Here is an 11,303-nt window from a genome sequence, read left to right on the forward strand (position 1 = left end):
AGCCCTCCAGCACGGTCCAGCCCTCGATCTCCAGGAGGAGCCGGTACTCGTCACCCTCGGTGAGCGGCAGGACCTCGGGCAGGACGTCCAGGGTGGCGGCATGGTGGCCCCGGGAGCTATATCCGTAGGCGTGGGTGGTGGGAATCGCGGCGTCCCCGCCGATGCCCCGCTGGGTCATCCACGCCCGTTCCAGGGTCTCGGTGAGTTCTTCGAGCCGGTTGAACTCACCGGCCTCCTGGGCGGAGATATCCAGGGGCGAGGGCAGGGCGAAGCTGGAGAACGGCAAGGCCAGCTGGCAGACCTGGCCCGGGGTATGTCCAGGCCCGGGGGGCTCGACCAGGGCGGGTCGCTGGCCCGTCGGATCGTGGGACTGACCGCCCGCCGGGTACGCGGGATCGCCGGTCACGATGACGGCCCAGGCACCCTGGGCTTGATCACCGGGGTCGTACCCGAAGGTCCGCAGGTCATGGAAGACCTGCAGGATCCCGGTCCGTGGCAGCCCTTCCCGCAGCTGTTCTGCCGGCCAGGTCGCTTTCCCGGCGCGGTCGATGGCCCCGTCCAGCCCGGCCAGGTCGATGGTCGCCACGTGCGTCAGGGGCGTGCCGTCTGCCGCGTGCGGCCAGGCACCCACGTCCACGGCTGGCCCACCGAGCCAGCAGACCTGCGCTCCAGTCGGCCAGAGCTCGCGCAGCTCCTCCTCTCCAGGATCGAAGCTTTGTTCGCTGAAGGCCGGTGAGTAGCGCAGGTCGTCCTGCCACTGCTCCCCGCCCTGCTCGTGGAGCCAGTCGAGGGCTGCAGGGTAGGTGCCGTGGATCGGCGGGAAGGACTCAAGTGAGAGGACCACGCTAGCTCCTGGGGTTTTGGCTGGCAGCGAGGGCTGCGACACTACGTGCCACCAGCCGCTGCCCTGTCAGGTAGGCAACCAGACTGTCACGCCGCAACGGCGCAGAAGACTGCAGCCGATCTGATGACCGACTGCCTCAGCATCCTCGAAGCACCAGAGCGAAGGCTCCAGGGACCTCCCGCTTTCCGCTACAGGCTGCGTCCATCGAGCGAGTGGCATCTGGACGGAACCACCGACACGTTCCCGCCATCTCGTCCCTGAGAGGATCCCTCGCGGGGCGGTATTGAGGAACTGCGTCGTGGCCGATTGTCGGACCGGCGGGGCTCGCTGTGAGAGACGGACGCGGTGGTCGATGGGTTCACAGCGTCGCCGGGGGTGGTCCGAGGATCTCGATGTTGTATCGGGCTGCGGCCGCGGCCAGCGCTTCGGGGTCCACCGGACCCGGCGCCGGCAACACCCGCTCGGTGGCCGGGGCGCCGGCCTCGGCGGTGAACTCCTCGAAACCGGCTGGCACGGTGATCTGCAGCGTGTGCAAGGACTCGTCCGGGCCGACCAGGAAGGTGTGGGCGGAGCCGACCGGCAGAAAGACGAAGTCGCCCGGCGCGGCATCGAACACGGTGCCATCACAGTCGAAGCGGACCCGTCCCGAGACGATGTAGAAGACCTCATCCTCCACGAGGTGGCGATGCACGGGCGGGGCAAAGCCAGGAGGGTTGACGAAGTCCAGAATGGTGAGCTTCTGGCGAGTGCGGGCCCCATCGACCTTCACAGTCACCAAACTGCCCAGGAACCAGAACGGGCCCCCTCCTGTGCCTTGAGCACAAAACCGCCGGCCGGGGTGGTCTCCGCCATGACTTTCCCACTCTCTTCTTCACACGTATAGACAGGGGCAGGCGCGGTGGCCAGAGTGTGCTGCGCCAACCTGCTGCCCCGGAACACACCACCACACCCCCGTGAGCACGAACCGTGACTCGCCTGCGTCCACGGGACGCTGCAGGGACAGCAACGTCCGGCGTAGCGTGCCGGTGAAGAGTCGCCACCGGAAGGAGTGCAGAGCGATGCGCGATGGTTTCGATCTCGATCGCCGCGGCCCCAACAACGTGGTCCTGTCCCTGTATGGGCCGCCGGACTGGGCACGGATCGGCCCCACGGACCAGATCTCCAAGATCGTCGCCGAGGGCATCGAGCTCGGTCCCAAACCGGAGGGCCACCGGTTCCCGGCCCTGACCCGGCTCACCGCGACCTGGTCCTCGGAGGTGGGCTCCTGGCTCACCGGCAGCCGGTTGCGGGTGGTGGAACTCCACCGCCCCGACCAGACCACCCTCGACGCCCTGGACGGGGTGCCAATTGAATTCTTATCCCTGCAGTCCGGCCGGTGGTCCGGCCCGGTGCGCTGGCCGCGACTGGAGCATTTGGAGCGCCTCTGGTTCACCCACGGCAGGGACCTGGACCTGACCGGGGTGAGGGTGCTGCCGGCCCTGCGCTCGGTGCGGGTCGATACGATCAAGCACCTGGCCCATCTGGACCAGCTGAGCACCGGGCCCCGACTGCGGGAGGTCTGGCTGGAAGACATCCACACCGTGGATGACCCGGCCCAGTTGTGGACCATCAACGCCCACGAGGTCCACGTGTTGGGACGGCCGGCCACCTGCCCCTGGATCCTGGAGGCCTTGCGGTACCTAGACCCCGAATACGAGGCACAGCTGAGTGCCGCGTACAGTTTCAGCGAGGACGTCCTGCGTCTGGCCGCCTCGGCCGGCACCGTGCCGGTGGGCCCGATCTCGGAGCTGAACGAGAACCGGGGCTCGTTGATCTTTGATCCGACCCGCCTGCCGACCGCCGAGGCGCTGCAGGACCGCGGGGTCGCCTCCACCCGAGAAATGTGGGCCGAGCTCGTTACCCGGTGGTGGCCACACCTGGCCCGGCACCTCGTCTTGGACCCCGAAACCGAACTGTTCGCCGCCTATGGCCAGGTGGACTACCTGAAGAGCCTGCAGCAACGCCTGGAACCGTTGTTCACCGACGAGACCGCGCTGACCCTGGCCCTGGCAGAGCTGCCCCTGGACTGGTGGGAACCCTGAACCCGCCGGCGAGGCCGGTGAGCAGAGGAGTGCGCATGGCCCCAAACGTGCGGTCGCGTCCCGTGACCAGCGCAGCGGTGGTCTTGACGGCAGGGCTCATGCTGGCCAGTTGCGGTCATGACGCCGGACAAGACTCGGCGCAGACTGCACCCCCGACGACCACCCCGGGCAATACCATCTCGGCCGGCTTCGGGCCGTGGCCGTCCTCTCCGGCGGGCACACCCGTGGGGAGCCTGAAGGAGCTCTTTGAGGCCGTCGATCAGCGCCTGGACTGCCCGGGTCCCGCCGAGGGGTTCAGCGGTCCAGATCCCGTCCTCTTCCTCGATAACGGTGAACAACTCGTGGGGCGCCAGTGCGGGGAAACCATCCTCATGGCCTGGTCCGAAGACCCGGCCCAGATTCACCAGGCCCGCGAACTGCTACTCACGACGAAGGTCCCCGTGCCCATGGTCAGTAGCACGCACTGGTTCGTGGCGGATACTTCTGCAGCCGGCCAGGGCGGCACCGACGCAGCCCAGCATCAAGCGGCGTCCACGGACCTGACCGGACTCGCCCACGAACTAGGCGGAGAGTTCACCGTAGGTTGACCGGCCCCGTCCTCCCACGGCCAAGCCGCACATCTCCAGCAGCTGCCAGCAATAAACGACCCCACGATCTCGGCGAGCCACTGTCAGATAGGGATCGTGGAATGGCCGATCAATCCATTTCCAGGGGCTCGCCCACGACGTGCTCGTAGATGAAGTCACGGAACTCGTTCATCTCCGGCGTGCCGGTCGTCAGGCACTCGGTGGCGGTATCCATCACCGTACTCAGAGCGATGCGGTGATCCATGGACACTGACCCTTCCCCGTCTTGCTCGTCGATGGCATCGACCAAGTTCTGGGGGTAGATCTTCATTGCAGCGACGTTGGCCTGCAGGCTGTACGGGGCCAGCTGCTCCAAGTCGTCGAGCTCACTCACCAGGTCCGAGGCTTCCGAATAGTGGGCGAAGCCGAGCGTGTCGGACTCCTTGACGGAAGCCTGGAAGCGGGCCAGCCGGTACACGAGGGCCTGGTCACCGACAGCGAGCTGATCGCACGTCTCAGTCCACCCCAGCGAGGTCTCCGAAGGGGTCGGGGTGGAAGTGGATTGGGCGACGGGCGTAGCCGAGACCGACGAGGCGGTGGCGGCAGTGGCCGCTGGGATCGCGGCCGGTTCGCGCAAGGTGTCGGCACAGCCGGTCAGGGTTAGAGCAGCAGCTACGACCAACGTCAACGGGATGGCGTGCTTGTTCACGGGGGGTACTCCTGGATGCGAGACGGTGCAGGTGAGACGGCGGCTGCCAATAGTGAGGCGGTCACCGTCCAGCTTATGCGTACGGTCGGTAGCCCGGGCCTGACGTCAGTGGCGATCGCACCCACGGTGCGGCGCTGAGTGGGAGCGGTGCACCAGACAGCAGTCCCCTCGGCCTCACTAGACGCTAGGACCGATCGTGAGGAGCGTATCGGGCAAGGTAACGGATTCGGGCGTCTTTACCTACAGCGCGTTCTCGGAACGCACTGGCGATGCGCGTACTTGCCTTAACATCTGGGAGCTATCGCTCTGCCGTGGGGAGTTCCGGTCTTGCGAGCTTCTCGATTTGAGCGGTGGCCGTGGTCGGTATCAGTTCGGTGCCGTGGCGCTGGTTCAGTCGTTTGATCGCCCGCTGGAGTTGGGCGTAGTAGCTGCGTCGGGCCTCGTCGGGGGTACCAGAGTTCATGGCGTGGTCCAGCAGTGCCTTGATCTGGTTCAGGTCCTTTTGGTCGTCCTGGGGGAGGTGGGACCAGCGCAGTCGGCGTGCGGCTCGCTCGGCCAGGTCGATGGTGAGGGAGTATTCGCGTACGGCCGCTTCGAACTCGCGGAGCAGGTCGAGGCCCCCGCCCACGGCCTCGGTTGTGTAGCTGGCGTCTTCCAGGTGGGTCGCGTGCCGCAGGGCGGAGACCATTGCCTTTACCTCGGGGACGGTGACGTCGTTGAACGCCGGGTAATCGATCGCCAAGGCCGGATCGGTCTCATAGGCGGCCATGCGCTTCTGCTCCGTCACGAACCGGTCCCGCACGGCTTGCCAGCGACGCACTATCTCGCCATGGCTGCTTGCCGCCGGGGCTGCCCGGTGCTGCGTCGGTTCGTCGGGGAGCTGGGGGGCGTGAACGGGCGACGGAGAGGGGGCAGAGCTCTCCGACCGTGCCGGATCAGGGTCTGGTGTAGGTTGCGGCGTCGCGGCCTGTCTGAGGGCGCGTTGTTCGAGCCACTCCTTCTGTCGCTGACGGCTCTCGTCTCGCAGCTTTTCCTGTTGCCGGAGTCGCTCGGGCGAGTGGTAGCCGGCATCTTGCCCCTGCCCTCCGGCGAACAACGCGAAAAGGACGACCAAGATGAGGGCAGCAAATCCCAACCACTCCATGGAACTCTTCCTCTCTTTAGATCTTCAAGGTCGCCAAACGAGGATGTCGAGCAGTCTCAGATCGGTTAGTCGCGTCATGTCGCGGACGCGCTGCTGGACGGCTGGCTCGTGATGTTCGTACCGGATCAAGGCCTCGCGTAATCCCTCGATGGCACCGGATGAACGGGCAGCGAGTAGGTCGTCGCGCACTGCAATCCACCTGAGCTGGCTCTGTCGTAGCTCTGGGTGCCGGGCCGAGTGGGCACGGGCGGCCACCCGGTACGCCTTCCACAGACGCGAATCCAAAAGCGGGAACACAGCTGGAAACTTCAGGTGTAGGACCTTAGAAACCTTCGCGAAGGAAATCCCGCGCGGCGCCGTCCCGGCGAAGTGCCAGTACAGGGCCGACATGTCGTCGAAGAGCCCACCGCGCGCTTCCGGGTCCGCGTCGGCCAGATCCGCACCTGTGGGGATCCAAGGAGCATCCGCAGCCCGAGTGATGAAATAGTCACCTTCGATGTGGGAAATCCTCGAGCTGACGTACCGAGTCCGCCTGATCTCTTCACGGGTGATCGTGCCGTGGTCACCGCGCAGCGGGTAGTCGAACCTGGCGGGCGTCTTGCGCGGATAGTCCGCGAAACGGTCGAGCGCTTGATCGATTCCATACTCGGTCCCTGCGACAGTGAAGACGGCAGTAGTGGCCATGTCCGGACAGTATCAGGGGCCATGGTTAGGGGCTCCGGCTGCGGACGCCCGTTGTCCCAAGACGTGTCTCGGGCTGCTTCCGTTCACCGCTGCTGATTTGGGCGGAGCCTGCGGTGGATTCATGCCGTAAGCCAAACCCCCACCAGACACCCCCCCCACAGCCGACATGGACGGAGGACGACATGCCTCGGACCGCGTCCCGTAGGACCCGTCCGGTGGCCTGTCCCGCGACGGTACGTCATACGGACATGCTCGGGAAAGATCGTCGGTGGCGTCGCGGTGCGGAATCGGCCGGACGCTGATTCTTGGTCAGCAAGGTCATCGGCGATAGGCCAACACCCTCTGCCTCACCTAACGAGAACGGCCAAGGGATCGAGTGTCCCACTCAACTGGCCAGACAGCGTCTTGGCACTAGTTGACTCGCCGGCCGCGGTGCTGGCCCCGTCGATCGTTGCGTCCGGAACGGTTGGCGCGCTGCCCGGCTCGCTGTCGGCCAGGCGGCTGCTTCTCGGACGGCTGCGGACGGAACGGGATCTCCGGCTCCACCCATAGATCCTCGTCGAAACCCTTCGGAGTCGGAGGGGCGGCGAACACAGCTACGGGAGCAGCCGATTCGGGGGATGCCGGACTGACCGAAGGAGTCGGTTCGGCCAACGGATCAACGAACAACGTTTCAGGGCGCACGGAGGCCTTTCGAGCGAGATGGGAGACGAGTCAGCCTACCGGCCAGCCGCACTGTTCCTGGCTGCAGCGCCCCTAGTGCCCCGCCAGAGACGCGCTCAGCACCAGGACATGATTCTGTGCGCAAATATCTAGCGAAGGCCGAGTCCACGCCACCGCGTCAGCGCGCGACCCCGATCGTCGAAGACTTCGTCGTCTACTTCCGGTGCCCATGGAGTGTCCTAGTTCCTTGGAACTGGGACACTCCCCCACGGCGGTGACCAAGGACCACGACACGCCATGGATTTCCGTTCCAGAATTAAGCCCAAAACAACATCCCATCGGGTTCGTACGGAAGAGACTTCCGACACGGACTCCCCATGGACCTCAGGTACGCGCGGGGCTCGCAACCACGAAACAGAACCTCGACCGGCAGATCGACTTCTCCTCACCCGGATAAGCCGAGCGAGTACGACCAGCGGGCCAGCAATAGGAAGGACGCGCACTCAATCCACGACTCGAAGCGGAGCCGTCCAGTAACGCTCTTTCTTGCCGGGCTTCCGCCGGTACTGAATGACGAAGTAGTTGCCTGGGCTGATCTCGCTACAGTCCACGGCGACTTGTTCATCGCGCTGTATCCACCGATCCCATGCACCTTTCCCATCCATGGGCGGCAGACCTTTCCAGTGATGCACCCACACCTCGTCGACCCAGACGGGACGGATGTGGTTGTACGTCAGTACTGCAACGCCGGCCACTGCGTCGGACATCGTGAAGGGGTGGCGCGCCCGGCTTACGTCATAGGCCAAGAGTGCAAGGACCACTGCCGCCAGCGCCAGGACCAGGTTCAGCGCGCCCAACACCAACTCCGTCGCTAGCTCCATGTACTCAATGTATCCACTGCGGACCAACGTCATCGCTAGTCATGACGCAGTAGCTCATGCCTTGCGGTTTCTCGCCACCCAATGCCCCTTCTCCGTTCGCCGTGGAGGCAGCGACCGTTATTCCTTTGGCTAAGTTATGAACGTCCTCGCACCGCACCATGACCGCGCTTCAGGGAACACTGCAGGCGGCCCGCCTAACCCAGTCAGGAAATCAGAGGGCCCTTCGACCTCTGCCCCGGTCAGGACATTTCCGCCTTTTCCCACGTCAAATCCGCCGCGCCTGCCCGCTCTGGAGATTTTGAAGGTAAAGATAGTCAGATGGGGACTCAAGACGATGTCGCGGCAGCTGTTTCTAGATTCGGCCTTTCTGCGAAAGCCAAGCTCGGCGCTGTGTCCATCACCGGGCAGCCGGAGGACCAACTTCGCGCTCCCTTAGAGCAACTCTTGACGGACCTATGTCAAGCCACCGGGCGCCAGCCAAGCCGACTGACTTTGATTGGAGAAACGTCCCTGTCGGACCTGGCTATTCGGCCTGACTATGCCATCGAGTACGAGAACGCTCTCATTGGGTTCCTCGAGGTGAAAGCTCCAGGCAAGGGTGCTGATCCTCGCGTGTTCCGCGACCCACACGATCGGGCCCAATGGAAGAAATTGCAGGCCCTTCCCAACCTGCTCTATTTCGACGGCCAAGAGCTATCTCTCTGGCAAAACGGCGAACTGCAGGGCGGAATAGCCAGATTCACTGGCGATGTATTCTCGGCAGGTACCGAGCTCGCCCCTCCAGCGGCGCTGATGAGAACGATTGAGGCGTTCTTCTCATGGGCTCCGATAGCACCGCGTTCTCCTCAGGCGCTGGCCCAAATGTCGGCACGCCTTTGCCGGCTCCTCAGAGATGAAGCTTCAGAACAGCTCGAACTGAAGAATGAGGAACTTCAGGCACTTATGAATGACTGGAAGGGCCTCTTATTCCCCGAAGCCACGGAGGCGCAGTTCGCAGACTGGTACGCCCAATCAGTCACCTTCGGCCTCCTACTCGCACGGGCCCGGGGCATCGACCTCAATCAAGGTGTTGTTCCCGCTGCCCGAGAACTTTCGGTGAGCACTCAATCGCTCATCGGCTCGGCGCTTCGGGCTCTCGTTGACACGGCTGTGGCGAGAGACGCACTGCAAACGTCTGTGGCCACTATGGGCCGCGTCTTGGCAGTCGTGGACTGGAGCAAAATTTCCAAAAACAATGCCGAAGCCTGGCTCTACTTCTACGAGGGATTCCTCCAGACTTACGACACAAAACTGCGCAAGAAGACAGGCTCGTACTACACGCCTGTGGAAGTAGTGCGTGCAATGACGGCGCTGGTCGATGAAGCCTTGGTAGACCATCTGGGTCTTCCGGCAGGATTTGCCAACAGTGCTGTGACCATTGTTGACCCCGCCATGGGCACGGGCACATTCCTGCTGGAGATCATTCGCAAGATCGCAGACCATACGGCAGCTGACCTTGGCCCCGGTGCTGTGGCACCAGCCATGGAAGAAGTCTTGAAGCGGCTCATTGGTTTTGAACTGCAGCTCGGCCCCTATGCCGTGGCTCAACTCCGCCTCTTGGCGGAGCTGGCCGAATACGGTGCGGCCTCGACGGATCCAAACCAACTCCGAACCTACGTCACCAACACGCTTGATGATCCGTTTGTCGAGGAGACGTCCCTTGGCAGTTGGTATCAGCCCATTACCGACGCGCGCCGGGCGGCCAACAAGGCCAAGGCTGAAGAGGACATCTTGGTCGTCATCGGGAATCCCCCTTATAAGGACAAGTCCAAGGGCAAGGGCGGATGGATCGAGCATGGCTCCAAGGCTGTAAAGAATCCGCCTCTAGAGGCATTCCTTCCTGAAAAGGACTGGAAGGTCGGGAGCCACACCAAGCACCTGTACAACATGTACGTCTACTTTTGGCGATGGGCTACCTGGAAGGTCTTTGACAATCACCGGCAGGCCGACAAGGGCGTCATTTGCTTCATTACCGTTGCAGGATTTCTCAACGGGCCGGGTTTCGAGGGCATGCGTAAACACCTTAGAGAGTCGGCCGACGAGATCTGGGTCATTGACTGCTCTCCCGAGGGATTTACCCCGCCGACCAACACTCGTGTATTTGAAGCGATGAAGCACGAAGTCTGCATCGTCCTGGCGCTCAAGAAGGGCATTACTTCACGCGATACGCCGGCCACCGTTAGGTACCGTGAACTAGCCCCAGGGCACCGCACCAAGAAGTTCGTTGAACTGGAAAGCCTCACTCTCAAGGACCCGCTCTGGGATGAGTGTCCCTCGGACTGGCGAGCCCCCTTCCTGCCTACCTCCGCAGAGAGCTGGCTGTCTTTCCCTAGCCTCGAGGACTTGTTCCGCTATGACGGGTCCGGAATCATGCCGGGCCGAACCTGGGTGATTGACCCGGACAGCGACACGCTGCGTCGCCGCTGGAAGGCTCTGCTGGACGCCAAGGACCTCGACCTCAAGCGTGAACTCATGAAAGAGCACACAAGTGATCGCCGGATCGATACCAAACTGAGCGACAATCTGCCGGGGTACGCGACCAAGCATCGAGCCTTGATGAACGAGACCGACCCTTGCGACGAGCCCGTACAGATCGCTTTTCGTTCGTTCGACAGGCAACGAATCATCCCGGATAAGAGGGTGCTGAATCGACCAAGCCCGACGCTCTGGAGTGCTCGATCCGAGAAGCAGGTGTGGATCACGGCTCCCGAAAGCGAGAGCCCCAAGAACGGTCCCGCGCTGACCGCGACGGGACTGATACCGGACCTTCACCACTATTGCGGGCGTGGCGGACGGACTTACCCCCTTTGGTTGGATGCGCAGGCGACCGTCTCGAATGTGAACGCCGGCCTCGCAACGTTCATAAGCCGCCTGCTGGACATGGACGTCAGCGACCCGGACGTGTTCGCATACGTGGCCGCTATCGCCGCGCACGAGGGATACACCCAAACGTTCGAAGCTGACCTTCTACGTCCCGGTCTAAGGATTCCGCTGACCCGAGATGCTGCGTTGTTCAATGAAGCCGTGTCAATCGGAAGGGAAGTGCTCTGGTTACATTCCTACGGAACACGCTTTGTAAGTGAAGCCGAGGGACGACCTCCCGGCGCCCCCAGGTTGCCGGCGGACGAGCAGCCTCACATTCCGGTGGGAGGAGCGATTCCCGTTACCCCTGATGAAATGCCTGACGCGCTTACCTATGACGCCGACAGACGCGAACTACATGTCGGCTCTGGACGGATCCAGAACGTCACACCTGCGATGTGGGAATACGAGATCTCCGGGACAAACGTTTTGAAGCAGTGGTTCAGCTCCCGACAGAAGGACCGAACGCGTCCGGTGATCGGAGAGCGTACCGTCTCTCCGCTCATGAAGATCCAGAGCGATCATTGGTTGCCCGAATACACGTCCCAGCTCATTGATCTACTAAACCTGCTGGGCCTCTTGACCCAACTGTCAAAAAAGCAGGACACTCTCCTGTCGAGCATTTGCATCTCGCCTCAAATTTCGACTGAAGACCTCCGCCAAGGCGGAATCCTGCCCGTACCGGACGAAGCTCGCGATCCCAAGAAAGTGCTAGCAGCGGCGGCACTGGAGGCCGGCACTCTGTTCTCCCACTGATCTGAATACTCGGAGGGGGGGGACTGCTGCACGAATAGGTGACATCTGATCTGTGACGCTGTGAGGCGTTGCTG

The 11,303-nt window shown here is 63.2% G+C and carries 9 protein-coding genes; 3 read left to right on the top strand and 6 right to left on the bottom strand.

Annotated elements, in window-relative coordinates:
- Together Q0283_RS13940 and Q0283_RS13945 are read right to left on the bottom strand one after the other, a co-directional pair.
- On the bottom strand, positions 1-844 hold an 844-nt coding region (locus Q0283_RS13940), incomplete at its 3' end, for a DUF1963 domain-containing protein (protein ID WP_298045162.1).
- Between the two features lie 358 nt (positions 845-1,202).
- The gene (locus Q0283_RS13945) at positions 1,203-1,619 is read right to left on the bottom strand and encodes a cupin domain-containing protein (RefSeq protein ID WP_366134582.1); all 417 of its coding nucleotides are present in this window, start codon (positions 1,617-1,619) and stop codon (positions 1,203-1,205) included.
- A gap of 283 nt (positions 1,620-1,902) precedes the next feature.
- Between Q0283_RS13945 and Q0283_RS13950 the strand changes: the two genes are divergently transcribed.
- Both Q0283_RS13950 and Q0283_RS13955 read left to right on the top strand, forming a co-directional pair.
- Complete coding sequence (locus Q0283_RS13950) at positions 1,903-2,925, top strand: hypothetical protein (RefSeq protein WP_298045165.1); 1,023 nt, start codon at positions 1,903-1,905, stop codon at positions 2,923-2,925.
- A 35-nt stretch (positions 2,926-2,960) separates the two neighbouring features.
- On the top strand, positions 2,961-3,512 hold the full coding sequence (locus tag Q0283_RS13955) for a hypothetical protein (RefSeq protein ID WP_298045168.1): 552 nt from the start codon (positions 2,961-2,963) through the stop codon (positions 3,510-3,512).
- 109 nt (positions 3,513-3,621) lie between these two features.
- On the opposite strand, the gene Q0283_RS13960 is transcribed toward Q0283_RS13955, so the two are convergent.
- The 4 genes from Q0283_RS13960 to Q0283_RS13975 all read right to left on the bottom strand — a co-directional run bounded on the left by Q0283_RS13960 (position 3,622) and on the right by Q0283_RS13975 (position 7,572).
- Positions 3,622-4,200: a hypothetical protein gene (locus tag Q0283_RS13960; protein ID WP_298045169.1), complete on the bottom strand. Its 579-nt coding sequence runs from the start codon at positions 4,198-4,200 to the stop codon at positions 3,622-3,624.
- 298 nt (positions 4,201-4,498) lie between these two features.
- Positions 4,499-5,344: a hypothetical protein gene (locus Q0283_RS13965; RefSeq protein WP_298045171.1), complete on the bottom strand. Its 846-nt coding sequence runs from the start codon at positions 5,342-5,344 to the stop codon at positions 4,499-4,501.
- 24 nt (positions 5,345-5,368) lie between these two features.
- The gene (locus tag Q0283_RS13970) at positions 5,369-6,028 is read right to left on the bottom strand and encodes a DUF6308 family protein (protein WP_298045172.1); all 660 of its coding nucleotides are present in this window, start codon (positions 6,026-6,028) and stop codon (positions 5,369-5,371) included.
- Positions 6,029-7,194: 1,166 nt separating this feature from the next.
- Positions 7,195-7,572, bottom strand: coding sequence for a hypothetical protein (locus tag Q0283_RS13975; RefSeq protein ID WP_298045173.1), 378 nt, complete (start codon positions 7,570-7,572; stop codon positions 7,195-7,197).
- A gap of 318 nt (positions 7,573-7,890) precedes the next feature.
- On the opposite strand from Q0283_RS13975, the gene Q0283_RS13980 reads away from it, so the two are divergent.
- Positions 7,891-11,229, top strand: coding sequence for a type ISP restriction/modification enzyme (locus Q0283_RS13980; protein ID WP_298045174.1), 3,339 nt, complete (start codon positions 7,891-7,893; stop codon positions 11,227-11,229).
- The last annotated feature ends 74 nt before the right edge of the window (positions 11,230-11,303 follow it).

This window comes from uncultured Citricoccus sp. (genome assembly GCF_937871995.1).
In the GTDB taxonomy this organism is placed as follows: domain Bacteria; phylum Actinomycetota; class Actinomycetes; order Actinomycetales; family Micrococcaceae; genus Citricoccus.

What these genes read in the sequence shown, in the direction of transcription:
- Q0283_RS13950 (WP_298045165.1), top strand. Translation starts at nt 1,903, where the DNA reads ATGCGCGATGGTTTCGATCTCGATCGCCGCGGCCCCAACAACGTGGTC.
- Q0283_RS13955 (WP_298045168.1), top strand. Translation starts at nt 2,961, where the DNA reads ATGGCCCCAAACGTGCGGTCGCGTCCCGTGACCAGCGCAGCGGTGGTC.
- Q0283_RS13965 (WP_298045171.1), bottom strand. Translation starts at nt 5,344, where the DNA reads ATGGAGTGGTTGGGATTTGCTGCCCTCATCTTGGTCGTCCTTTTCGCG.
- Q0283_RS13970 (WP_298045172.1), bottom strand. Translation starts at nt 6,028, where the DNA reads ATGGCCACTACTGCCGTCTTCACTGTCGCAGGGACCGAGTATGGAATC.
- Q0283_RS13975 (WP_298045173.1), bottom strand. Translation starts at nt 7,572, where the DNA reads ATGGAGCTAGCGACGGAGTTGGTGTTGGGCGCGCTGAACCTGGTCCTG.
- Q0283_RS13980 (WP_298045174.1), top strand. Translation starts at nt 7,891, where the DNA reads ATGGGGACTCAAGACGATGTCGCGGCAGCTGTTTCTAGATTCGGCCTT.